Here is a 23122-nt window from a genome sequence, read left to right on the forward strand (position 1 = left end):
CTCATCGTGCCAGCCTCGCGGTCGTGAAGCGCGGTCGCCCCGCCAGGTCGCGGTGGTCGCGGATGTCGGCCCACCGGCCGGTCGCGCTGAAGACCGCTGGCGCCGCCTCGCCCTGCTCGTCGGCGTGCTCGGCGCCGACGACGCCACCGGGACGCAGCAGCCGGGCCGCGGTCCGTTCCAGCACCCGCATCGCGTCGAGGCCGTCCTGGCCGGAGAAGAGCGCCAGGTCGGGGTCGTGGTCGCGGGCCTCGATCGCCACCGACTCCCACGCCTCGAGCGGGATATACGGCGGGTTGCAGACCACCACGTCGACGGTGCCGTCCAGGTCGGCGAACGCCTCCGCCATGTCGCCCTGGCGCAGGTCGACGCCGGTGCCGGCCAGATTGCGGGTCGCCCAGGCGTACGCCGCCTGGTCGAGCTCGACGGCGTGGACCTCGGCACCGGGCACCTCGTCGGCCACCGCCTTGGCGATCGCCCCGGAGCCGGTGCAGAGGTCGACGACCCGGACCCTGCTCGTGACGTCATCCGACTCGGTGGCTCGGGCGACCGACTCGGATGACGTCCGGGCCGAGTCGATCGCCCAGCCGGCCAGCAGCTCGGTCTCCGGACGCGGCACGAAGACGCCCGGTCCGACCGCGAGCTCGACGTGGCGGAAATGGGCGAGTCCCGTCAGGTGCTGCAGCGGCTCGCGGGCGGCTCGCCGGCCGATCAGCTCGCGGAACTCCAGCCCTTGCGGCTCGGCCACCGTGTCGAGGGTGACGAGAGCCGCCCGGGACACGCCGAGGACGTGGCCGAGCAGTTCCTGGGCGTCGTACTCCGGGCTGGGGACGCCGGCCTCGCGCAGCTGCTGCGTCGCCTCGGCCAGGAGGGCGCGGCGGTTCACTGCTCCAGCGCCGCCAGCCGGGCGGCGAGGTCGGCGTCCACGGCCGAGGAGATGACCGGGCCGAGGTCGCCGTCGAGCACCTGGTCGAGGTTGTAGGACTTGTAGCCGGTGCGGTGGTCGGAGATGCGGTTCTCCGGGTAGTTGTAGGTGCGGATCCGCTCGGAGCGGTCCACGGTGCGCACCTGGCTGCGGCGGGCGTCGGAGGCCTCGGCGTCGGCGGCGTCCTGAGCGGCCTGTAGCAGCCGCGAGCGCAGCACGCGCAGCGCCTGCTCCTTGTTCTGAAGCTGCGACTTCTCGTTCTGCATCGACACCACGATGCCGGTCGGGAGGTGGGTGATGCGGACCGCGGAGTCGGTGGTGTTGACGCTCTGGCCGCCGGGGCCAGAGGAGCGGAAGACGTCGATGCGCAGGTCGCTCTCGTTGATCTCCACGTCGATCGGCTCGGCCTCGGGCACGACGAGCACGCCGGCGGCACTGGTGTGGACCCGTCCCTGCGACTCCGTCACCGGGACGCGCTGCACCCGGTGCACGCCGCCCTCGAACTTCAGCAGGGCGTACGGCGCCCGCCCGGGCTCGGGGGTGCCTTTGGCCTTGATGGCGGCGGTGACCGACTTGTAACCGCCCAGGTCGGACTCGGTCGCGTCGAGGATCTCGACCTTCCAGCCCATCCGCTCGGCGAAGCGGGTGTACATCCGCAGCAGGTCGCCGGCGAAGAGCGCCGACTCCTCGCCGCCCTCCCCCGACTTCACCTCGAGGATGGCGTCCTTGTCGTCGGTGGGGTCGCGGGGCACCAGCAGCCGGCGCAGCCGCTCCTCGGTCTCGGCCCGGCGCTCCTCCAGGGTCGTCGCCTCCTCGGCGAAGGCCGGGTCGTCGCCGGCCAGCTCCTTGGCGGCCTCGACATCGTCGCCGAGATGGTGCCACTCGCGCCAGGCGCCGATGATGGCGCTCAGCTCGGCATAGCGGGTGTTGAGCCGCTTGGCGAGCCGCGCGTCGGCGTGGACCTCCGGGTCCCCCAGCCGCTTCTCGATCTCGCCGTGCTCCTCGACGAGCCCCTCGACTGCCTCGAACATCGCTCCCTTTCCGCGAGTCGGCACTAGTGCTGGTCCTACAACCGCCGAGTCGGCACTAGTGCTGGCGAACCTCCGGCACTTCTGCCGACTCGCGCCCTATCTGGCCAGCACTTCTGCCGACTCGGCAAATGACGAGCGCCGGCCCTCCCGCGGGTGCGGGTGGGCCGGCGCTCGGAAGCAGCTAGGACTTCTTGCCGTAGCGAGCCTCGAAGCGAGCCACGCGGCCGCCGGTGTCGAGGATCTTCTGCTTGCCGGTGTAGAACGGGTGGCACGCGCTGCAGACGTCGGCGCGGATGACACCGTCGGTCTTGGTGCTGCGGGTGGTGAACGAGTTGCCGCAGGTGCAGGTCACCTGGGTCTCGACATAATCCGGGTGGATGTCAGCCTTCATGGGATTCCTTTGGTCGTGGCCCGGGTCCTGCCCCGCGATGGGCGCGTGGAGGTGAACCGGTGCCGGAACGGACCAAGTCTAGAGATCCGCTGGTCAGACGACCAATCCGAGCAGCAGTACGAAGACCAGGCCAGAGACCGAGAGTATCGTCTCCATCAGCGACCAGGTCTTGAGAGTCTGTGGCACGTCCAGCTTGAAGTACTCCTTCACCAGCCAGAAGCCGGCGTCGTTGACGTGGGAGAAGAAGACCGAGCCGGCCCCCACGGCGAGCACGACCAGCGAGACCTCCGCGCTGGACAGGCCGCCCATCAGGCTCGACATCAGCCCGGAGGCGGTGATGGTGGCGATCGTGGCCGAGCCGGTGGCGAGTCGGATCAGCACCGCCAGCACCCAGGCCATCAGCACGGCCGAGATATTGCGATCGGTGGCCCAGTCGGCCAGCACCGTGCCGATGCCGGTGTCGATGAGCACCTGCTTGAAGCCGCCACCGGCGCCGACGATCAGCATGATGCCCGCGATCGGCGGGAGCGAGCTCTCGAGCGACTTCTGGATCTGCTCCTTGGAGAATCGGGCGCCACCGCCCAGGGTGAAGATGCCGACCACCACGGCGATCAGCAGCGCGACCGGCGGGTTGCCGAGGATGTCCCAGACCTTGCGGAGGCCGTCGTTCTCGTCGTCGATGAAGATGTCGACCAGAGCCTTGCCGACCATCAGGACGACCGGCAGCAGCACGCTGAGAATCGTGATCCCGAAGCTGGGACGGTTCTTGGCATCGTCGGTGGAGTCGAAGGTGTGCGGTGCCTCGACCTGGACCCACCCGCCGGCGATCCGCCCGAAGACCGGGCCGGCCAGGATGACGGTCGGGATGGCGACCAGTACGCCGAGCGCGAGGGTCAGGCCGAGGTCGGCGCCGAGGTTGTCGATCGCCAGCAGCGGCCCGGGGTGCGGCGGCACCAGTCCGTGCATCGCCGAGAGGCCGGCCAGCGCCGGGATGCCGACCACGATCAGCGAGACCTGGGCTCGACGGGCGACCAGGTAGATGACCGGCATCAACAGCACCAGGCCGATCTCGAAGAACATCGGCAGGCCGATGATCGCACCGATCAGGGCCATCGCCCAAGGCAGCATCTTCGCCGAGGAGTGGCCGACGATGGTGTCGACGATCTGGTCGGCACCGCCGGAGTCGGCGAGCAGCTTGGCGAACATCGCGCCGAGTGCGATCAGCAGGCCGACGCCGGCCATGGTCGATCCGAACGTCGTGGTGAACGACGTCAGCACGTCGTTGACGTTCTCCCAGGCGACCAGGCCCACCGTGAAGGAGCCGAGGATCAGCGCCAGGAACGGGTGAACCTTGAGCCACATGATGAGCACGACGATGACCGCGATGCCGGCCAGCGCGGCCAGGATCAGCTGCCAGCCGTCGGCCACCGGCTCGACGAGATCGGTCCCCGCGGCGGGGACGACGAACGGAATGGACTTCACTTCTCCTCCTTGACCATCTGGTCGACGTACTGCTGGACGATGTCGTCAACGGACTGGTCGACATCGATGACCACGCCGTGCTCGTCGGGGGCGAGCGGCTCCAGCGTGGTGAACTGTGAGGCGAGCAGCGAGGCCGGCATGAAGTGGCCCGGGCGGCTGGCTTGACGGGCGGCGATGACCTCCCAGGTGCCGTCGAGATGCAAGAAGTGCACTCGGCGGACGTGGTGCCGGAGTTGGTCGCGGTAGCCCCGCTTGAGCGCGGAGCAGCTGATCACGCCGCCCCTCTCGTCGTGCTCGGCCAGCCACTCACCGATCGCCTCGAGCCAGGGATGGCGGTCGTGGTCGTCGAGCGGGATGCCGGCCGACATCTTCTTGACATTCGCCGGTGGGTGGAAGTCATCGGCATCGGCGAACGGCACCCGGAGTCGCTGACTGAGGGCAGCACCCACCGAGGACTTGCCCGAACCCGAGACTCCCATGACGACGACGAGCGGGGCGAATGGGGCTGCTGGCATCTGGCCAAATCTCCTCCGCATGCAGCAAAGTGGCTATCGTCACATAGCCGACCGTAAAAATATGATCTTTGCAAGTAGATCGTTCAAATAGTCTGTTCTTTGGCGCGGCGCGGTCAGGTGGGACGATCACCTCATGTCCTCCCGTCGTGGCCGGGTCTCCGGCGAGCTTCACGACTCCGTGCTCGGCGCGCTCGGGACCGCCGTGGTCTCCGGGCGGCTCACTCCCGGGCGAGTGCTCACCATCGAGGACCTCTGCCGGCAGTACGACGTCTCGCGCAGCGTGGCCCGGGAGGCCGTCCGGGTGCTGGAGTCGATGGGCCTGCTCGCTTCCCGGCGGCGGGTGGGCGTCACCGTGCGTCCTCGGGAGGATTGGAACGTCTTCGACCCCCGGGTGATCCGATGGCGACTCGACGGCGGCGACCGGATCGAGCAGTTGCTCTCCCTCTCGGAGCTGCGCCACGGCTTCGAGCCGGTGGCGGCGGCACTGGCCGCGCATCGAGCGACGCCGGAGCAGTGCCGCCGGATGGCGATGGCCGTCTCCGACATGGCGGTGCATGGCCGTACCGGCGACCTCGAGCCCTACCTGCTGGCGGACCAGGCCTTCCACCGCACGCTGCTGCGGGCCAGCGGCAACGAGATGCTTGCCGCGCTCGGCGATGTCGTGTGCGAGGTGCTCGACGGCCGCACCCACCACGGCCTGATGCCCGACCGGCCCAACCCGGCGGCGATCGCGCTGCACCAGGAGGTGGCGCGCGCCGTACGCGATCGTGAGCCCGCCGCCGCCGAGCAGGCGATGCGAGAGATCATCGACGAGGCGTCTGCCGCGATGGCCGAGCTGAAGCGCTAGCGCGAGTCGGCAGAAGTGCGGGCGTGAGAGACGCCGAGTCGGCAGAAGTGCTGGCGTGAGAGACGCCGAGTCGGCAGAAGTGCTGGTGACAGGCCTGCACTTCTGCCGACTCGGCCCCTCTGGGACCCGCACTAATGCCGACTCGCGCCCCTCTGGACCTGCACTTGTGCCGACTCGGCTACTTGCCGTCGTCGGTGCCTGGGGTGGTCTTCTGGACCTGCAGCAGGAACTCGATGTTGCTGTGGGTCTTCTTGAGCCGCTCCAGGAGCAGCTCGAGGGCCTGCTGGCCGTCGAGGGCCGAGAGCAGCCGGCGGAGCTTCCAGATGATGGCGAGCTCCTCCTTGCTCATCAGGAGCTCCTCGCGGCGGGTGCCGGACTGGACCACGTCGATGGCTGGGAAGAGCCGCTTCTCGGCGAAGTCGCGGCGTAGCCGGATCTCCATATTGCCGGTGCCCTTGAACTCCTCGAAGATCACCTCGTCCATCTTCGAGCCGGACTCGATGAGCGCGGTCGCGAGGATGGTGAGCGAGCCGCCGTTCTCGATATTGCGGGCGGCTCCGAAGAACTTCTTCGGGGGGTAGAGCGCGGCGGAGTCGACGCCACCGGAGAGGATCCGGCCCGACGCCGGCGCGGCCAGGTTGTAGGCACGGCCGAGCCGGGTGATGCCGTCGAGCAGCACCACCACGTCGTGGCCGAGCTCGACCAGTCGCTTGGCCCGCTCGATGGCGAGCTCGGCGACCAGCGTGTGGTCGCTGGCAGGGCGGTCGAAGGTGCTGGAGATGACCTCGCCCTTGACCGACCGCTCGAAGTCGGTGACCTCCTCGGGGCGCTCGTCGACGAGGACGACCATGAGGTGGCACTCGGGGTTGTTGGCCGTGATCGAGTTGGCGATCGACTGCATGATCATGGTCTTGCCGGCCTTGGCGGGCGAGACGATCAGGCCGCGCTGTCCCTTGCCGATCGGCGCGGCGATGTCGATGATCCGGCCGATCATGTTGGTCGGCTCGGTCTCCAGCCGGAGCCGCTCGTTGGGGTAGAGCGGGGTCAGCTTGGCGAAGTCCAGTCGGCCCACCGCGGTCGCCGGGTCGGCGCCGTTGACCGAGTCGATGCGCACCATCGGGTTGAACTTCTGCTTCGGCTCGCCCTCGCGCGGCTGGCGCACCTGGCCGGTGACGGCGTCGCCGCGGCGCAGCCCGAGCTTGCGGACCATCGACAGCGAGACATAGACGTCGTCGGTGCCGGGGAGGTAGCCACTGGTGCGGACGAAGGCGTAGTTGTCGAGCACGTCGAGGATGCCCGCCGCCGGCACCAGGACGTCGTCCTCGCGCACCTCGACGTCGACGTCGCCTCGCGGCGAGCCGCCGGGACGGTTGCGCTCCCGCTCGCGGCCGCGACGGCGCCGGTTGCGGCGGCTGCCGCCCTCGCCGTCGGGCTGCTGGCCCTGCTGCTTGCCCTGGCTGTCGCCCTGCTGGCGGGACTCGCCGTCGGTCTCCGACTTGTCGGCCCTCTCCGACTTGTCGGCCCTCTCGGCCTTGTCGTCGCGCCCGGACTCGGTCTTGCGCTCTCGCGTCGCGGTCCTCGACTCGGAGCGGGGCTCGCTCTCGGAGCGCGGCTCGCTCCCGGAGCCCGACTTGCCCTTGGTCGCCGGCTCGGCGGGGGCCTCGGCCCTCGCCTCGGTTCGCTCCGCGACCGCCGCGCGCCTGTTCTTGGCGGGGGTCTCCCTCTTGGTGCCACCGCCCGACTGGGCCGCCTTGATGGCGTCGACCAGCTGGGCCTTCTTCATCGAGCCGGCACCGGCAATGCCCATGCCGCCGGCCATGGCCTTCAGGTCGGCGAGCAGCATGGAGTTGAGCCCTCCGCCGCGCTTCTTGGGTGCGCCAGCGGTGGGTTCGATGGTTTCCGTCACGTGAGGTCCTTCCCACGTATCGCAGCCTCACCCGGCGCGCCGCGCCGCAGGCTGACTTTTTGTTTCGGGGACTCCCCTCCCGGCGTGGACAGAGGTCATCTGCCCGGATCGTCGCGGTCGAGGGAAGCTGGGCGCCGATGATCTCGGCGCATCTGGACTGTAGCACCGAGGGTGCCAGTCGATGACATCAACGCCGCAACGCGCCAGATGATTCCTCACCAAGCGCGGCTGACGCTCAGCCGACCCTCGCGCCCGCCGCGTCGACGGCGAGGGCGAGGGCCTGCCAGCCCGCCGGACAGCGGCCCAGCAGCGACTCGGTCAGCGCCGAGCCGAGGCCGTCGGCGAAGGCGAGCACGGTCGGGCCGGCACCGGAGACCACGGCCGGTACGCCGTCGGCGCGCAGCGAGTCGACGAGAGCGAGTGAGTCGGGCATCGCCGGGCGGCGGTAGTCCTGGTGGAGGTAGTCGCGGGTGGCCCGGTGCAGTTGCTCCGGCCGGCCGGCCAGTGCGGTCACCAGCAGTGCGGCCCGGGCGGCGTCGGCGGCCGCCTCGGCGTGGGGTACGACGGCGGGCAGCAGGCCCCGCGCCACCTTGGTCTCGACGCCGGTCGGCGGGATGAACACCACCGCGCTCACCCGCGGGTCGACCGAGGCCGGCACCGCCCAGAATCCCGCCCCCTCCGGCAGAGCGTCGTGACCGGAGATGGTCAGGCCACCGTAGAACGCCGGGGCGACGTTGTCGGGGTGTCCCTCGATCTCGGCGGCGAGCCCGAAGACGGCGTCGTCGTCGAGCAGCAGGGTGCCGCCGGCGACCAGCGCGCGGGCGAGCACCAGCCCGCCGACGATGGCGGCCGAGGAGGAGCCCAGACCGCGGGCGTGCGGGATCACGTTGTCGCAGGTCAGCGCGAGGCCGGCGGGCCGCGCGCCGAGCAGGTCGAAGGCGGCCTGCATACTGCGGACCACCAGGTGCGACTCGTCCCGGGCGACCGTCTCGGCGCCCTCCCCCGCGACGTCGATGCGCAGCCCACCGTCGGTGACGACGGCGGTCAGGGTGTCGCGCAGACCGAGGGCGAGGCCCAGGGAGTCGTAGCCGGGGCCGAGATTGGCGGAGGTGGCGGGGACGGTGACGGTGACCGGTCCGCTGACGAGCTCAGCCAAGGCCCGCGGCGGCGGCCGCCGCGTCGATGTCGGCGTCGACGACCACCTCGGGCGCCTCGCCGAAGAACTCCAGCGCGGTGACGGTGTCCTTCAGGCCATGACCGGTCACGGTGACGACCGTGGTGGCGTCGGCGTAGGACTCCCCTGCCGCCAGGTCGGCGAGCAGACCGGCGACCCCGGCCGCGGAGGCCGGCTCGACGAAGACGCCGTCGCGGCGGGCGAGCTCGGCCTGGGCGCTGAGGATGGCCTGGTCGGAGAGCGCCCGGAACCGGCCACCGGACTCCTCGCGGGCCGCCTCGGCGAGCTTCCAGGAGGCGGGGTTGCCGATCCTGATCGCCGTCGCCCTGGTCTCCGGGTTCTCGACCGGGCGACCGAGCACCAGCGGCGCGGCCCCCTCGGCCTGGAACGCCCGCATCACCGGGCTCTTGGTGGTCATGCCCCGGGCGGCGTACTGCTGATAGCCGAGCCAGTAGGCGCTCATGTTGCCGGCGTTGCCGATCGGCATGAGGTGGAAGTCGGGGGCGTCGCCGAGCCGGTCGACGATCTCGAACGACGCCGTCTTCTGCCCCTCCAGCCGGACCGGGTTGACGCTGTTGACCAGCGCCACCGGGTAGTGCTCGGCGAGGCCGCGGGAGAGCTTGAGGCAGTCGTCGAAGTTGCCGCGGACCTTGATGACCTGGGCGCCGTGGATCAGCGCCTGGGCGAGCTTGCCGGCCGAGATCTTGCCGTCGGGCACGAGCACGATCGGGGTGATGCCGGCCTTGGCGGCGTAGGCGGCCATCGAGGCGGAGGTGTTGCCGGTGGAGGCGCACACACAGGCGGCGGCGCCCTCGTAGACGGCCACCGAGATCGCCGCGGTCATGCCCCGGTCCTTGAAGGAGCCGGTCGGGTTGGCGCCCTCGACCTTGAGCCAGACCTCGCCGCCGGTGAGGCCGGAGAGCCACTCGGAGCGCACCAGCGGGGTGCCGCCCTCGCCGAGCGTGATCGCGGGGGTGGTCTGCGGGATGTCGAGCAGCTCGCGGTACTCCTCGATGACGCCGCGCCACTGCCTGGTCATGCCGGTGGTCATGTCAATTCTCCTTCAACGCGCATCACGCTCGTGACGTCGCGAACGATCTCCATGCCGCGCAGCGCCTCGACCGTGGCGGCGAGCTGCGCGTCGGTGGCCTCGTGACTGACCACGACGAGCTGTGCATCGGCGCCGCGGCCCTCCTGCCGGACGGTCTGGATGGACACGCCGTGCTCGGAGAAGACCGCCGCGACCGAGGCCAGCACCCCGGCACGGTCGTCGACGTCGAGGCTGAGGTGGTAGCGGGTGACCGTCTCACCCATCGGCAGCACGGCCCGGTCGGCGTACGCCGACTCGCCGGTGCCGAGCCCGCCCGCCAGCCGGTTGCGGCCGACCGTGACCAGGTCGCCGAGCACCGCGCTCGCGGTCGGAGAGCCGCCGGCGCCACGGCCGTAGAACATCAGCTGGCCGGCGGCCTCGGACTCGACGAAGACGGCGTTGAAGGCGTCCCGCACGCTGGCCAGCGGGTGGCTGCGCGGGATCATCACCGGGTGGACCCGGGCGCTGACCGCCTCCTGCCCGTCGGCCTCCCGCAGCTCGGCGATGGCGAGCAGCTTCACGACCGAGCCCATCGCCTTCGCGCTGGCCACGTCGGCGGCGGTGACCTCGGCGATCCCCTCGCGGTGCACGTCGCTGGCGGTGACCCGGGAGTGGAAGGCCAGCGACGCCAGAATCGCCGCCTTGGCGGCAGCGTCGAAGCCCTCGACGTCGGCGGTCGGATCGGCCTCGGCGTAGCCCAGCTCCTGGGCCTCGGCGAGCGCCTCGTCGAAGCCGGAGCCGTAGGTGTCCATCTTGTCGAGGATGTAGTTGGTGGTGCCGTTGACGATGCCCATCACCTTGGTGACCTTGTCGCCGGCCAGCGACTCCCGCAGCGGCCGGATGATGGGGATCGCGCCGGCGACGGCGGCCTCGTAGTAGAGGTCGCGACCGGCCTTCTCGGCGGCCTCGAAGAGGGTGGCGCCGTCCTCGGCGAGCAGCGCCTTGTTGGCGGTCACCACCGAGGCGCCCGCTTCCAGCGCCCCGAGGATCAGCGTGCGGGCCGGCTCGATGCCGCCGATGACCTCGACGACGATGTCGAGGTCGCCGCGGCCGACCAGGCCGAGGGCGTCGGTGGTGAGCAGCCCGGCCGGGACCTCGACCTCGCGCGGCGCGTCGAGTCGCCGGACCGCGACACCGGCCAATTCGATCGGGGCGCCCACGCGGGCGGCAAGATCTCCGGCCTGCTCGCTGAGCAGCCGGATGACCTGGGAGCCGACGGAGCCCGCGCCGAGCACGGCCACCTTGAGGGGACGCATGGCCCCAAGGGTATCGGCGCCCCGGCGAGGACGCTCACCGGTTGCTCAGCTGGTGAGCCTGGCGGCGGGTGCCAGGGCGAGTACGCCGCATCCGGCCGCCGCGAGCACCAGGATCGTGGCGCCGGTGACCGGAGCGGACCCGACGAATCCCGCGAAGACCGCGCTGCCGAGCGCCAACAGCCCGGCGGTGACCAAGTAGTCGTTGAGCTGCAGCGCGCTGGAGGTGCGTCCCGCCTCGCCCTCGGGCGCGGCGTCGAGCGCCAGCACCGACAGCGTCGAGAACGCCATGCCGATGCCGAACCCGGCCAGTGCCCAGCCCAGCACGGGCACCAGCAGCGGCACGTCGTCGAGCGCCGCCGTCGCGAAGAGCGCGATGCCGGTCGCGAGCGCCACCGCGCCGATCCTGACCCGACCAGGCTGGTCGGCGAGGCGCCGCCAGCGGGCGGCGGCGGTCGCGCCGAGGCACCAGGTGACGGCGCCGGTGGTGAGCACCCAGCCGGCCTGCCCGATCGACAAGCCACGGTGGAGGGTGAGCAGCAGCGGCACGTAGACCTCCGCCATCGAGTAGGCGGCACCGATGAAGCCCCGGGTGCCGAGCACGCTGGGCAGGCCGCGTCGACCGCTCCACGACCCCGCCGGCAGCAGCCTGAGGCCGGCGCCGACGATCGCCGCCACGCCGAGCGCGATCAGCGCCGGCCAACCGGGCACCTCCCGTTGACCGGCGACGCTGACCAGCAGCACCCCGGCCGCCGCGACGACGCCCAGCGCGACGCGGCGCGTCGCCACGGGCTCGCCCTCGCCGGTGGGGGTGGTCATCGGGGTCGCCCGGATCAGCAGCCACGCGCCGACGGCCAGCACTGGCACGCCGAGGAAGACCCAGCGCCAGCCGACCGCGTGGGCCACCAGCGCGGCGATGCCGGGGCCGACCAGCGCGGGCAGCACCCAGGCGCTGGTCAGCACGGCGAACACGCGGGGCCGCAGCTCCTCGGGGTAGGCCTGTGCCACGACGACGTACAGCGCGACGCCGAGGACGCCGGCGCCGAGGCCGTGGATGACGCGGCCGGTCAGGAAGAGCGGCATCGTCGGGGCCAGTCCGGCCAACACCACACCGACGCAGAAGACGACCAGCCCGCCGGCCAGGGCCGGTCCGGGACCTCGACGGTCCGCCCACGGCCCGGCGACGGCGAGCGCGACGACCGAGGCGGCCAGCGGTGCGGCGAACGCCACGGCGTACATGCCCAGCCCGTCGAGGTCGCGGGCCACGTCGGGCATGACCGTAGCGACCGCGAGCGCCTCGAAGGCGAACAGGAAGGCCAGTGCGAAGACGCCGGTCGTCGTCGCCAGGTAGCGCCCGGCCCAGGGCGACGTCGTGGCGGATGCTCCGGTGAGCGTCATGGGACCAGCACGACCTTGCCGGTGGTGGCGCGGGCCTCGACGGCGCGGTGGGCGTCGGCGGCTCGGTCGAGCGGGAACACGGAGCCAACGTAGGGCACCCGACTGCCGTCCGCAGCCTCGGCGAGCGAATCCCGCTCGAACTCGACGAGATGCTCGGTCATGAACGGCCCCAGCACCTCGACCAGCCTGCGCTCGGGGTCGTCGTAGACGTTCTCGGCGCCGGGCGCCCAGCCGTAGCGGACCAGCCGGCCGCCCGGGAGCAGGGCTCGATAGAGCGTCATCCCGGTCTCCCCGCCGACGGCGTCGAGCACGACGGTCAGCGGCGGCAGCTGCCGCGCCCAGCCGGGCTGGCGGTAGTCGATCGCCGCGTCGGCCCCGAACCGCAGCGCCAGGGCCGTCTTCTCGGGCCCACCTGCCAGCGCGATCGTCCGGGCGCCGGCGTTGCGGCCGGCCTGGAGCGCGATCAGCCCGATGCCGCCGGCCGCGGCCGTGACCGCGACGGTGTCCTCCTGCCGCAGGTCGGCGAGCCGGAGCACGCCGGCGGCGGTCCGGCCGGTGCCGATGGCCGCCACCGCGGTGGCGGCGTCGAGGCCGGCCGGCACCCGGTAGGCCCGACCTGCCTCGGCCAGCGCCTGCTCGGCGTATCCGCCGTTGAGGGAGCCGAGGTGGGCGACGACCGACTGTCCCAGCCAGTCCTCGGCGACACCCTCCCCGACCGCGTCGACGAGTCCGGCGACCTCGCGGCCGGGCGTCATCGGGAGCTCCGGCGGCGGCACGGTGGGCGGCACCCGTCCCGCCCGGATCGAGGTGTCGACGACGTGGACGCCGGCCGCCGCCACCTTGATCCGCAACTGCCCGGGAGCCGGCTCGGGGGCAGGGATCTCCTCGAGTCGCAGGACGTCGGCCGGGCCGAGCTCGTGCTGTCTGATCGCTCGCATGACGACGATCAGACAACCTCAACTATGGTTGAGGTCAAATGCCCGAGCTCACACCCGGTGAAGTGGCGGCGCGATCCGGCGTCGCGGTCTCCGCGCTGCACTTCTACGAGCGCGAGGGCCTCATCGAGAGCGTCCGGACCACGGGCAACCAGCGCCGCTACCGGCGCGAGGTGCTGCGCCGGATCGCGTTCATCCGGGTCTCGCAGCGGGTCGGCATCCCGCTCGCCGAGATCCGCGAGGCGCTGGCGACCCTCCCCGAGGGCCGGACGCCGACCAAGCGGGACTGGGCGCGGCTCTCCCGCGGCTGGCGCACCGCGCTCGAGGACCGCATCGCCCGGCTGGAGGCGCTGCGCGACACCCTCGACGACTGCATCGGCTGCGGCTGTCTCTCGCTGCGCTCGTGCGCGCTGTCGAACCCCGCCGACGTGCTCGCCGCGGAGGGACCCGGCCCGGCCCGGCTGCAGTAAAGGGGCCGTGCTCAGGGCGCGCGCTGGCAAGGCGGAGGAGCGAAGGCGGCCTTGAGCGGAGCGGGCCGTCGAGCGACGACAACGCGGCCAGCGTGCGTCCTGTGCGCGGCTAGCCGAGGTCGGTGGCGAGCAGGTCGTCAAACGTCTCGCGACGGACGATCACCCTGGCCTCGCCGTCTCGGACCGCGACCACCGGCGGCCGCAGCGCGTGGTTGTAGTTGGAGGCCATCGACCGGCAGTAGGCGCCGGTGGCCGGCACCGCGATCAGGTCGCCGGGTCGCACGTCGCCAGGCAGGAACTCGTCCTTGACCACGATGTCCCCGGCCTCACAGTGCTTGCCGACCACCCGCGAGAGCACCGGCGGCGCCTCGGAGCGACGGCCGGCGAGCGTCGCGGAGTAGTCGGCGCCGTAGAGCGCGGGCCGGACGTTGTCGCTCATGCCGCCGTCCACGCTGACGTAGGTCCGGCTGGCGCCGCCGTCGAGCGCGACCTGCTTGACGGTGCCGACGGTGTAGACGGTGCACATCGACGGGCCGACGATGGCGCGGCCGGGCTCGATGGAGAGCCGGGGCACCTCGATGCCGAGCGCCCGGCACTCCCCGGTGACGATCGCGCCGAGGTCGGCGGCGAGCACCGCCGGGTCGGCCGGGTCGTCCTGGGAGGTGTAGGCGATGCCGAAGCCGCCGCCGAGGTCGAGCTCGGGCATCGTCACGCCGAGCTCCTGGGACACACGGGCGTGGACGGCCAACACCCGGCGGGCGGCCACCTCGAAGCCGGCGGTGTCGAAGATCTGGCTGCCGATGTGACTGTGCAGGCCGAGCAGCTCGACGCCCGAGGCGGCCAGCAGCCGGCGTACCGCCTCGAAGGCGTCGCCCGAGGCGATCGAGAAGCCGAACTTCTGGTCCTCGTGGGCCGTCGCGATGTACTCGTGGGTGTGCGCCTCGACCCCGGCCGTCACCCGCACCATCACGCGCGCCGTCAGGCCCGCCTCGGCCGCGACCGAGACCACTCGTGAGATCTCGTCGAAGGAGTCGACCACGATCCGGCCGACGCCCATGACGACGGCGCGGCGCAGCTCCATGGCGGTCTTGTTGTTGCCGTGGTAGCCGATCCGCGCCGGGTCGACGCCGGCCCGCTCGGCGACGGTCAGCTCGCCGTCGGAGCAGACGTCGAGGCGAAGCCCCTCCTCGGCCACCCAGCGCGCCACCTCGGTGCACAGGAACGCCTTGCCGGCGTAGTAGACGTCGCAGCCCGAGAAGGCGTCTCGGAAGGCCGCGGCCCGGGCGCGGAAGTCGGCCTCGTCCAGGACGTACGCCGGGGTGTTGACCTCGGCCACCAGCGCCGGGACCGCCAGCCCACCGACATGGAGCTCGCCGTCCACCTTCTCGGCGGTGCGCGACCACAGCCGCGGCATCAGCGCGTTGACGTCGTCCGGGGTGCGCAGCCAGGCAGGACCACTGAGAGCGCCGGGGGCGTGCGCCCAGCCCGCCTCGTGACTCACATCCGCTCCGGGGCGGAGACGCCGAGCAGGCCGAGGCCGTTGGCGAAGACGTTGCGGGTGGCGACGGTGAGCATCAGCCGAGCCAGGTTGACGGGCTGGACCGGCTCGTCGCCCTGCGGCAGCATCCGGCACTCCTTGGTGTCGTACCACTTGTTGAAGACCGACGCGGTCTCCTCCAGGTAGCGGGCCACCCGGTGCGGCTCGCGCATCTCGGCGGCGGCGGCCACGACCCGCGGGAACTCGGCCAGCGCGCGCAGCAGCTGGCCGTCGCGCTCGTGGGTCAGCAGCGCCGGGTCGTAGTCCTCGCCGGGCAGCGACAGGCCGAGGTCGGTGGCGTTCTCGATCATCCGGCAGGTCCGGGCGTGGGCGTACTGCACGTAGTAGACCGGGTTGTCGTTGGAGGCCTTGGTGATCTCGGCGACGTCGAGGGTGAGCGGGCTGTCGGCGGGATAGCGGGCCAGCGAGTAGCGCAGCGCGTCGACGCCGATCTCCTCGGCCAGCTCGTGCAGCGTGACGATGGTGCCGGCCCGCTTGGAGAGCTTCAGCTCCTGGCCGTCGCGCAGAATCTTGACCAGCTGGCCGATCAGCACGTCAAGGGTCTGCGCCGGGTCGTCGCCGACGCAGGCCGCCATCGCCTTGAGCCGGCCGACATAGCCGTGGTGGTCGGCGCCGAGCAGGTAGATGCAGCGGTCGAAGCCGCGCCGGCGCTTGTCGAGGTAGTAGGCGGTGTCGGAGGCGAAGTAGGTCAGCTCGCCGTCGGACTTGATGAGCACCCGGTCCTTGTCGTCGCCGAAGTCGGTGGTGCGCATCCACAGCGCGCCGTCCTGCTCGTAGACGTGGCCGAGGTCCTTGAGCCGCTGCAGTGTCTCGGGCACGGCGCCGTCCTCGTGCAGGCTGAGCTCGCTGAACCACACGTCGAAGTGGGTGTTGAACCCGTCGAGCTGGTCCTGCTGCTCCTTGAGCTGCAGCTCGTAGCCCTTCGCCCGGACGGCGGCCAGCCGCTCCGGATCGGGCAGGTCGAAGATCCCCGGCACCGCGTCGCCGACGGCCTTGGCCAGGTCCTCGATGTAGGCACCGGCGTAGCCGTTCTCCGGGGTCGGCTGCCCGGTCGCGGCGGCGATGATCGAGGCCGCGAAGTGGTTCATCTGCACGCCGCGGTCGTTGACGTAGAACTCTCGCGTCACCTCCGCGCCGGCCGCCGACAGCACCCGTCCCAGGGCGTCGCCGAGGACCGCCCAGCGGGTGTGGCCGAGATGGAGCGGGCCGGTCGGGTTGGCCGAGATGAACTCGACGTTGATCCGCTGTCCGGCCAGGGCCTCGCCCTGCCCGTACGACGCCCCGGCGGCGACGATCTGCGCCGCCACCTCGCCCTGCGCGCCGACGGCCACGGTGATGTTGAGGAAGCCCGGCCCGGCGACGTCGACCGCCGAGATGCCGTCGTACGACGAGAGCCGGGCGCCGATCAGGTCGGCCAGCGCCCGCGGGTTGGTGCCTGCCTTCTTAGCCAGCTGCAGCGCCACATTGGTGGCATAGTCGCCGTGACCCTGCTGCCGGGGTCGCTCCACCGTGACGCTGCCCGGGACGCCGTCGGGCAGGGCGATCGCGCCCTCGTCGACGAGCGTCGTCAGCACATGGACGATCGCGGCGGAGAGCTGCTCGGGAGTCACCGTCCAAGCCTATCGAGGCCCGCCGGTTTCTCCCGCACCGATAACGCACGCTAGGGTTCTACCTCGGCCCAGCGATGGGCCGATTGCCTCCGTAGCTCAGGGGATAGAGCACCGTCTTCCGGTGGCGGGTGCCGCAGGTTCGAATCCTGCCGGGGGCGCTTCACCCTTGAGAGCGTGTTCGAGAACACGCCGACCGCCGGGCCAACCGCCTCGGCGGCACCTCGCGACCTATCCTGCGAGGGTGCGCAGACTGGCCGCCGTCGTGATCCTGACCGCCCTCGCCCTGGCCGGCTGCGGGACGAGCGACCCGGCGGCGGAGCCGGAGCCGACCCCGGCGGCGACCACGGAGCAGCCGACCGAGGCGACGACCACGCCGACGGACGAGTCGGCCACCGGCGAGACCAGCCCGACCGGCCAGCCGATCGAGTCGACCACCAGCACACCGGTCGGCACCGACTCCGCCGCCCCGGCGCCGCAACTGCCCGCCCGGCTCTCCCTGCCGGTGACCGACCAGAGCCTGCCCGGCGCGCCGGCGGGCCTGCTCGAGCACGCCAGGGAGGTGCTCCAGGAGGAGTGGAGCAAGGCGTTCGGCAACGACCCGGCCTGCCGAGGCATCGCGACCGCGACCGTCGCGGCGATCAGCGATCGTGGCTTCGCCTCGGTCGACCTCGGCTACGACGGCGAGCCAGGCGACTGCGAGATCGAAGGCTACGGCGGCGGCCTCCACGAGGTGTGGGCGGTCCAGGACGGCCGGTGGAGCAGCGTGTACGGCGGCCAGGAGCCGCCCACCTGCAAGCTGCTGCAGCGCAACGGAGTGCCCCGCGACATCGAGCCACAGTGCTTCAAAGGCGGTCAGCTGGTCGACAACCCGGTCAGCTGAGCCCCGCAGTGACCGCTCACCAGGGCGAGAGGCACTCCGAGATCACCGCGTCGTCCTTGGCGTCCTTGCCCATCTGCCTGGCCATATCGGTGAAGGGCAGCACCACGCTCGCCTCGCCGACCGTGCCGATGCTGCCCTGCACCACACAATTGGTGACCTTGTTCGGATTGACGGCGGCCAGCAGGTGGGCCAGCTTGAAGAGCTTGGCCGGCGAGAGGTCGGTGTACATCTTGTCGATCACGCCCAGCACGCCCTTGGCCAGGAAGCCGGCCTGGTCGCGCTTGCGGCGCACCTTCTGCTGGATGCCCTTCAGCAGCCGCTGCTGGTTGGCGGAGCGGTCGAAGTCGCCGCGCAGCAGCGAGTGCCGAGCCCGGCCGTAGGTGACCGCGTCGTCGCCGTTGACGTGGATCTTGCCGACGGCGTACCCCTCGGGATTGAGGATCGAGTCGTTGAAGTAGGTGGGGTTGTCGACCGTCACGCCGCCGATGCTGCGGACCAGGTCGCGCAGCCCGCCGAAGCCGGTGATGAAGACGTAGTCGGGCTGGATGCCGACCAGGTTGCCGACCACCTCGCCGAACAGCTCCGGGCCACCGAAGTAGAGGGCGGAGTTGATCTTGTTGCTGCCGTATCCGGGGATCTCGACCCAGGAGTCGCGCGGCACGCCGAGAATGGCGGCGGCGCCGGTCTTGGGGTTGATGCCGACCATCTGGATGGCGTCGCCGCGGCTCTTCACGATGTGCTCGCCTCGGCGGGCGTCCGAGCCGACGGCGAGGATCCAGACGACGTCCTTGCCGATGTCGACGGCCTTGGCCTTGGCCGTCGCGACGAGCACCGTGTCGGGCTCCTGGGTGGTGCTGTCCGGCAACGCGAGCGCGGTGACCGCGAGTACGACGGCCAGGGCTGTCGTGGTCAGGATCCGGCGTCGCAGCCGGCGGAGCGTGCCGATCGCCGCACTGATCACTGAGCCCATCACTGTGCCTCCTCGGTGGGGGTGGAGCCGGTCGTGGGGGTGCGGGTGATCTCGAACCCGAACACCTGCCAGCCGCCGTTGGTCGGGGTGAGGTCGAGCGTGCCGCTGATCTCCTCGCCGGCCGCGAGGACCAAGTCGACGCTCGCCGTCACACCGACGGCCTTGTCCTTGACCGCCAGGATGTCGAGCGAGACCGAGCGTGAGACGGCCTCGACGGTGGCCTCCGCGGTGAGACTCGCGTTGGTCATCAGGTCGAGCTGCTGCTGCGCCCTCTCGGCTGCGCCCGGGGTGAAGCTCGCGAACGCGTCGGTGAAGTCGGTGCGTGGGAAGTCGCCGAGATAGGCGCCGTCGAGCCAGCCGTCGACGACGGTGCCGACCTCCTCGCTGACCTGGTCCTGGCCGGCCTGGTCGAGGTCTCCGGTCAGTGCGCCGACGGTCGTCACGGTGACGACCGGTGCCGGCGTCTCGCCGCCGGCCGAGCCGCCGGCTCCCGGCGTGCCGCCGCCGTCGCTGCCACTGCAGCCGGCGAGCAGGCCTCCGGTCAGTGCCAGGCCGGTCAGCGCCGCCGTCACGGTTGTCGTGAACCTGATGTTCATGGGTGTGGGGTCCCCCGTTTCTGTCTCCTCCGCCACACCATGCCCGAAAGGGGGCCCCAACGCGGGCATTTGCGCGCGTGTGGGTCTAGCCTTGGCGACCGGAGTTCGCTCCAGTTACTTACACGCGCGCTCATTCCGGAAGAGGCGAAGCCAGCCGTGCCGCAGTCCACAGGCAACCCGTCAGACGTCCCCGCCGAATTCGGCGCCAACGAGTGGCTCGTGGAGGAGATGCACGAGCAATACCTCAAGGACCCGACCAGCGTGGACCCGGTCTGGAAGAGGTTCTTCGAGTCCGAGAACGGCGCCGCGCCGAGTGCCCCGGCCACCGCTCCCGTCTCCTCCGCCGCACCGAGCGCACCGGCCGCTCCGGCGGCCACAGCCCCGGCCACCGCGGCCACCCCGGCCGCCCCGGCTCCGAGCAGCCCGCCGACCGGCACCATCCCGGTCGCCACGCCGCGTCCGGCCAACACCAAGGCGGTCGAGCCCGCCAAGGGCACCACCACGCCGGTCCCCAAGGACGCTCCCGCGCCGACGCCGGTGGCCACCACCGACCAGCCGGTCCACACCACCCTGCGCGGCATCCCGGCCGCGACCGCCAAGAACATGGAGGTCTCGCTGTCGGTGCCGACGGCGACCTCGGTGCGCAACCTGCCGGTCAAGCTGCTGTGGGACAACCGCACCGTCATCAACAACCACCTGGCCCGAGCCCGCGGCGGCAAGGTCTCCTTCACCCACCTGATCGGCTACGCCATCATCAAGGCCATCAAGGCCAACCCGGCGATGAACAACACCTACGCCGAGATCGACGGCAAGCCGACCCAGGTGACGCCGGCCCACATCAACCTCGGCCTGGCGATCGACCAGCAGAAGCCCGACGGCACCCGCCAGCTCGTCGCGCCGTCCATCAAGGGCTGCGAGGCGATGGACTTCGCGCAGTTCTGGACGGCGTACGAGGACGTCATCCGGCGCGCCAAGGCCAACAAGCTGACCATGGAGGACTACTCCGGCACCACCGTCAGCCTCACCAACGTCGGCGGCCTGGGCACCAGCCACTCGGTGCCGCGGCTGATGCAGGGCCAGGCCGCCATCATCGGCGTCGGCTCGATGGAGTACCCCCCGGAGTTCCAGGGCGCCTCCGAGGCGACCATCGCCCGGGACGCGGTCAGCCGGGTCATGACGATGACGTCGACCTACGACCACCGGGTGATCCAGGGGGCGCAGTCGGGCGAGTTCCTGGCGACGGTGCACCGGCTGCTGCTCGGCGCCGACGGCTTCTACGACGAGATCTTCGCCTCGCTGCGGGTCCCCTACACCCCGATCCGCTGGAACCAGGACGTCTCCACCAGCCACGACGAGCAGATCAGCAAGCAGGCCCGGGTCCTGGAGCTGATCCACGCCTTCCGGGTGCGTGGCCACATCATGGCCGACACCGACCCGCTGGAGTACAAGCAGCGCTCCCACCCCGACCTCGAGATCGAGAACCACGGCCTCACCCTGTGGGACCTCGACCGGGAGTTCCCGACCGGCTCCTTCGGCCCCGCCGACAAGCCGTTCATGAAGCTGCGCGACATCCTCGGCATCCTGCGCAACGCCTACGTGCGCACCACCGGCATCGAGTACATGCACATCACCGACCCCGAGCAGCGCTCCTGGATCCAGGAGCGCGTCGAGAAGCCGGTCAACGTGGTGCCCCGCGAGGAGCAGTTGCGCATCCTGCTCAAGCTCAACGAGGCCGAGGCCTTCGAGACCTTCCTGCAGACCAAGTTCGTCGGCCAGAAGCGGTTCTCGCTCGAGGGCGGCGAGACCACCATCCCGGTGATCGACGAGATCTGCGAGGCGGCCGCCCAGTCCGGTCTCGACGAGGTCGCCATCGGCATGGCGCATCGCGGCCGGCTCAACGTGCTCGCCAATATCGTCGGCAAGTCCTACAACCAGATCTTCCGCGAGTTCGAGGGCAATATCGACCCGCGCACGGTGCAGGGCTCCGGCGACGTGAAGTACCACCTCGGTGCGGACGGCGAGTTCACCGCCGGCACCGGCGAGGGCATCAAGGTCTCGGTGGCCGCGAACCCCTCCCACCTCGAGGTCGTCGACCCGGTGCTGGAGGGCATCGTCCGGGCCAAGCAGGACGTGCTCGACCAGGGCCTGGCCTACCCGGTGCTGCCGGTCCTCATCCACGGCGACGCGGCCTTCGCGGGCCAAGGCGTGGTGGCCGAGACCCTCAACCTCTCCCAGCTGCGCGGCTACCGCACCGGCGGCACCGTGCACGTGATCATCAACAACCAGGTCGGCTTCACCACCTCCCCGGGATCGTCGCGGTCCAGCCTCTACGCCACCGATGTGGCCCGCATGGTGCAGGCGCCGATCTTCCACGTCAACGGCGACGACCCGGAGGCCTGCGTGCGCGCCGCCCGGCTCGCCTTCGACTACCGGCAGGCGTTCAACAAGGACGTCGTCATCGACCTGATCTGCTACCGCCGCCGCGGTCACAACGAGGGCGACGACCCGTCGTTCACCCAGCCGCTGATGTACGACCTCATCGAGCAGAAGCGCTCGGTCCGCAAGCTCTACACCGAGGCCCTGGTCGGTCGTGGCGACATCACGATCGAGGAGGCCGAGGAGGTGCTGCGCGACTACCAGAACCAGCTGGAGCGCGTGTTCACCGAGGTCCGCGACGCCGACAAGCAGCCGGCGGAGTGGCTCACCGTCCCCGACTACCCGGAGAAGACCGTCGCGGAGACCACCACTGCGGTCAGTCCCGAGGTGCTCAAGCGGGTCGCCGACGCCTACGTCACGCCACCGGAGGGATTCACCGTCCACCCGAAGGTGATGCCGCAGCTGCAGCGCCGCTCCACCTCGATCACCGAGGGCGGCATCGACTGGGGCACCGGTGAGCTGCTCGCCTTCGGCTCGCTGCTGATGGAGGGCCGCCCGGTCCGGCTGGCCGGCCAGGACTCCCGCCGCGGCACCTTCGCCTCCCGGTTCGCGACGATCATCGACCGGGTCAACGCCGACGAGTGGACGCCGCTGTCCTATCTCTGCGACGACCAGGCGAAGTTCTACGTCTACGACTCGCTGCTCAGCGAGTACGCCGCGCTCGGCTTCGAGTACGGCTACTCCGTGGCCCGGCCCGACGCGCTGGTGCTCTGGGAGGCGCAGTTCGGCGACTTCGTCAACGGCGCCCAGTCGGTGATCGACGAGTACATCACCGCCGGCAAGACCAAGTGGGGTCAGGACTCCGGCGTGGTGCTGCTGCTTCCTCACGGCTACGAGGGCCAGGGCCCGGACCACTCCTCGGGCCGCATCGAGCGGTTCCTGCAGATGGCCGCCGACGAGGCGTTCGTCATCGCCCAGCCCTCGACGCCGGCGTCGTACTTCCACCTGCTGCGCCGGCACGCGCTCGGCGAGCAGCACCGGCCGCTGATCGTCTTCACCCCGAAGTCGATGCTGCGCCGCAAGGACGCCGCCTCCCAGCCCGGCGACTTCACCCAGGGCACGTTCCTCAACGTCACCGGCGACGCCACCGTCGACCCGGCCGGCGTCGACACCCTGCTGCTGTGCTCGGGCCGGGTCACCTGGGACCTGGTCACCGAGCGGGCCAAGCGCGGCAAGGAGGAGTCGGTGGCGATCGCCCGGGTCGAGCAGCTCTTCCCGTGGCCGGTCGAGGAGCTCAAGGCGGAGATCGCCAAGTACCCCAACCTCAAGACGGTCCGCTGGGTGCAGGACGAGCCCTTCAACCAGGGTCCGTGGCCGTCGTACGCGCTCAACGTGGTGCCGGCCCTCGCCCCTGCTCTCGGGCATCGTGCCGTCGAGCCGATCACCCGGGCCGCCTCGACCACCACCGCCGTCGGCACGATGAAGCGTCACCTGGCCGAGCAGGCCGAGCTGATCGACCGCGCCTTCGCCTGAGGCGACATGTACTTCACCGATCGGGGCATCGAGGAGCTGGAGCGGCGCCGGGGTGACGAGGAGGTCACCCTGGCGTGGCTCGCCGAGCAGTTGCAGGCCTTCGTCGACGTCCATCCGGAGTTCGAGACCGCCGTCGAGCGGCTCGCGACCTGGCTGGCGCGCCTCGACGACCCGGAGGACTGAGC

The 23122-nt window shown here is 71.1% G+C and carries 20 protein-coding genes and 1 tRNA gene; 6 read left to right on the top strand and 15 right to left on the bottom strand.

The window, feature by feature from the left end:
* Position 1 precedes the first annotated feature (1 nt).
* From prmC to QM595_RS03230, 5 genes are all read right to left on the bottom strand, one after another.
* Positions 2–883 (bottom strand): peptide chain release factor N(5)-glutamine methyltransferase, encoded by an 882-nt coding sequence (prmC, locus tag QM595_RS03210; protein ID WP_415170080.1) that lies wholly within the window; start codon positions 881–883, stop codon positions 2–4.
* Positions 880–1953 carry a peptide chain release factor 1 gene (gene prfA / locus QM595_RS03215; protein ID WP_415170081.1) on the bottom strand — a complete coding sequence of 358 codons (1074 nt, stop codon included), beginning with the start codon at positions 1951–1953 and terminating at the stop codon, positions 880–882. Before prfA ends, prmC begins: the two co-directional genes overlap by 4 nt.
* A 181-nt stretch (positions 1954–2134) precedes the next feature.
* Positions 2135–2344 carry a 50S ribosomal protein L31 gene (gene rpmE, locus QM595_RS03220; RefSeq protein ID WP_415170082.1) on the bottom strand — a complete coding sequence of 70 codons (210 nt, stop codon included), beginning with the start codon at positions 2342–2344 and terminating at the stop codon, positions 2135–2137.
* Positions 2345–2437: 93 nt separating this feature from the next.
* On the bottom strand, positions 2438–3826 hold the full coding sequence (locus QM595_RS03225) for a GntP family permease (RefSeq protein WP_415170083.1): 1389 nt from the start codon (positions 3824–3826) through the stop codon (positions 2438–2440).
* Positions 3823–4341 carry a gluconokinase gene (locus QM595_RS03230; RefSeq protein WP_415170084.1) on the bottom strand — a complete coding sequence of 173 codons (519 nt, stop codon included), beginning with the start codon at positions 4339–4341 and terminating at the stop codon, positions 3823–3825. Before QM595_RS03230 ends, QM595_RS03225 begins: the two co-directional genes overlap by 4 nt.
* A gap of 133 nt (positions 4342–4474) precedes the next feature.
* On the opposite strand from QM595_RS03230, the gene QM595_RS03235 reads away from it, so the two are divergent.
* Positions 4475–5188 carry a FadR/GntR family transcriptional regulator gene (locus tag QM595_RS03235; RefSeq protein ID WP_415170085.1) on the top strand — a complete coding sequence of 238 codons (714 nt, stop codon included), beginning with the start codon at positions 4475–4477 and terminating at the stop codon, positions 5186–5188.
* Between the two features lie 178 nt (positions 5189–5366).
* Here QM595_RS03235 and rho read toward each other — a convergent pair whose 3' ends face one another.
* From rho to QM595_RS03265, 6 genes are all read right to left on the bottom strand, one after another.
* Positions 5367–7094: a transcription termination factor Rho gene (rho, locus tag QM595_RS03240; protein WP_415170086.1), complete on the bottom strand. Its 1728-nt coding sequence runs from the start codon at positions 7092–7094 to the stop codon at positions 5367–5369.
* Positions 7095–7329: 235 nt separating this feature from the next.
* The gene (gene thrB, locus QM595_RS03245; RefSeq protein ID WP_415170087.1) at positions 7330–8250 is read right to left on the bottom strand and encodes a homoserine kinase; all 921 of its coding nucleotides are present in this window, start codon (positions 8248–8250) and stop codon (positions 7330–7332) included.
* Positions 8243–9319 (bottom strand): threonine synthase, encoded by a 1077-nt coding sequence (gene thrC / locus QM595_RS03250; RefSeq protein WP_415170088.1) that lies wholly within the window; start codon positions 9317–9319, stop codon positions 8243–8245. The genes thrB and thrC overlap by 8 nt, the downstream gene beginning before the upstream one ends.
* Positions 9316–10614, bottom strand: a complete 1299-nt coding sequence (locus tag QM595_RS03255; protein WP_415170089.1) for a homoserine dehydrogenase — start codon at positions 10612–10614, stop codon at positions 9316–9318. The genes thrC and QM595_RS03255 overlap by 4 nt, the downstream gene beginning before the upstream one ends.
* Positions 10615–10659: 45 nt before the next feature.
* Positions 10660–12009, bottom strand: a complete 1350-nt coding sequence (locus tag QM595_RS03260) for an MFS transporter (protein ID WP_415170090.1) — start codon at positions 12007–12009, stop codon at positions 10660–10662.
* Positions 12006–12947: a zinc-binding dehydrogenase gene (locus QM595_RS03265; protein ID WP_415170091.1), complete on the bottom strand. Its 942-nt coding sequence runs from the start codon at positions 12945–12947 to the stop codon at positions 12006–12008. The genes QM595_RS03260 and QM595_RS03265 overlap by 4 nt, the downstream gene beginning before the upstream one ends.
* A gap of 38 nt (positions 12948–12985) precedes the next feature.
* On the opposite strand from QM595_RS03265, the gene soxR reads away from it, so the two are divergent.
* Complete coding sequence (gene soxR, locus QM595_RS03270) at positions 12986–13414, top strand: redox-sensitive transcriptional activator SoxR (RefSeq protein ID WP_415170092.1); 429 nt, start codon at positions 12986–12988, stop codon at positions 13412–13414.
* A 109-nt stretch (positions 13415–13523) separates the two neighbouring features.
* Here soxR and lysA read toward each other — a convergent pair whose 3' ends face one another.
* Both lysA and argS read right to left on the bottom strand, forming a co-directional pair.
* On the bottom strand, positions 13524–14915 hold the full coding sequence (gene lysA / locus QM595_RS03275) for a diaminopimelate decarboxylase (RefSeq protein WP_415170093.1): 1392 nt from the start codon (positions 14913–14915) through the stop codon (positions 13524–13526).
* On the bottom strand, positions 14912–16582 hold the full coding sequence (argS, locus tag QM595_RS03280; protein ID WP_415170094.1) for an arginine--tRNA ligase: 1671 nt from the start codon (positions 16580–16582) through the stop codon (positions 14912–14914). Before argS ends, lysA begins: the two co-directional genes overlap by 4 nt.
* A gap of 85 nt (positions 16583–16667) precedes the next feature.
* Here argS and QM595_RS03285 point away from each other — a divergent pair.
* Both QM595_RS03285 and QM595_RS03290 read left to right on the top strand, forming a co-directional pair.
* Positions 16668–16740 (top strand) — tRNA-Arg (locus tag QM595_RS03285).
* Positions 16741–16823: 83 nt separating this feature from the next.
* A complete protein-coding gene (locus tag QM595_RS03290) occupies positions 16824–17462 on the top strand; it encodes a hypothetical protein (RefSeq protein WP_415170095.1) in 639 nt (212 codons plus the stop codon).
* A gap of 16 nt (positions 17463–17478) precedes the next feature.
* Here the strand turns inward: QM595_RS03290 and QM595_RS03295 are convergent, their stop codons facing one another.
* Both QM595_RS03295 and QM595_RS03300 read right to left on the bottom strand, forming a co-directional pair.
* The gene (locus QM595_RS03295) at positions 17479–18432 is read right to left on the bottom strand and encodes an LCP family protein (protein ID WP_415170096.1); all 954 of its coding nucleotides are present in this window, start codon (positions 18430–18432) and stop codon (positions 17479–17481) included.
* On the bottom strand, positions 18432–19028 hold the full coding sequence (locus QM595_RS03300) for a hypothetical protein (RefSeq protein ID WP_415170097.1): 597 nt from the start codon (positions 19026–19028) through the stop codon (positions 18432–18434). Before QM595_RS03300 ends, QM595_RS03295 begins: the two co-directional genes overlap by 1 nt.
* Positions 19029–19184: 156 nt before the next feature.
* Between QM595_RS03300 and QM595_RS03305 the strand changes: the two genes are divergently transcribed.
* Positions 19185–22937, top strand: a complete 3753-nt coding sequence (locus tag QM595_RS03305) for a multifunctional oxoglutarate decarboxylase/oxoglutarate dehydrogenase thiamine pyrophosphate-binding subunit/dihydrolipoyllysine-residue succinyltransferase subunit (RefSeq protein WP_415170098.1) — start codon at positions 19185–19187, stop codon at positions 22935–22937.
* A gap of 6 nt (positions 22938–22943) precedes the next feature.
* Positions 22944–23120 carry a DUF6104 family protein gene (locus QM595_RS03310; protein WP_415170099.1) on the top strand — a complete coding sequence of 59 codons (177 nt, stop codon included), beginning with the start codon at positions 22944–22946 and terminating at the stop codon, positions 23118–23120.
* Positions 23121–23122: the final 2 nt, after the last annotated feature.

The sequence above is a fragment of the Nocardioides sp. genome (genome assembly GCF_047607185.1).
Lineage (GTDB): Bacteria > Actinomycetota > Actinomycetes > Propionibacteriales > Nocardioidaceae > Nocardioides.

What these genes read in the sequence shown, in the direction of transcription:
- prfA (WP_415170081.1), bottom strand. Translation starts at nt 1,953, where the DNA reads ATGTTCGAGGCAGTCGAGGGGCTCGTCGAGGAGCACGGCGAGATCGAG.
- rpmE (WP_415170082.1), bottom strand. Translation starts at nt 2,344, where the DNA reads ATGAAGGCTGACATCCACCCGGATTATGTCGAGACCCAGGTGACCTGC.
- QM595_RS03230 (WP_415170084.1), bottom strand. Translation starts at nt 4,341, where the DNA reads ATGCCAGCAGCCCCATTCGCCCCGCTCGTCGTCGTCATGGGAGTCTCG.
- QM595_RS03235 (WP_415170085.1), top strand. Translation starts at nt 4,475, where the DNA reads ATGTCCTCCCGTCGTGGCCGGGTCTCCGGCGAGCTTCACGACTCCGTG.
- thrC (WP_415170088.1), bottom strand. Translation starts at nt 9,319, where the DNA reads ATGACCACCGGCATGACCAGGCAGTGGCGCGGCGTCATCGAGGAGTAC.
- QM595_RS03255 (WP_415170089.1), bottom strand. Translation starts at nt 10,614, where the DNA reads ATGCGTCCCCTCAAGGTGGCCGTGCTCGGCGCGGGCTCCGTCGGCTCC.
- QM595_RS03260 (WP_415170090.1), bottom strand. Translation starts at nt 12,009, where the DNA reads ATGACGCTCACCGGAGCATCCGCCACGACGTCGCCCTGGGCCGGGCGC.
- QM595_RS03265 (WP_415170091.1), bottom strand. Translation starts at nt 12,947, where the DNA reads ATGCGAGCGATCAGACAGCACGAGCTCGGCCCGGCCGACGTCCTGCGA.
- soxR (WP_415170092.1), top strand. Translation starts at nt 12,986, where the DNA reads ATGCCCGAGCTCACACCCGGTGAAGTGGCGGCGCGATCCGGCGTCGCG.
- QM595_RS03295 (WP_415170096.1), bottom strand. Translation starts at nt 18,432, where the DNA reads ATGGGCTCAGTGATCAGTGCGGCGATCGGCACGCTCCGCCGGCTGCGA.
- QM595_RS03300 (WP_415170097.1), bottom strand. Translation starts at nt 19,028, where the DNA reads ATGAACATCAGGTTCACGACAACCGTGACGGCGGCGCTGACCGGCCTG.
- QM595_RS03310 (WP_415170099.1), top strand. Translation starts at nt 22,944, where the DNA reads ATGTACTTCACCGATCGGGGCATCGAGGAGCTGGAGCGGCGCCGGGGT.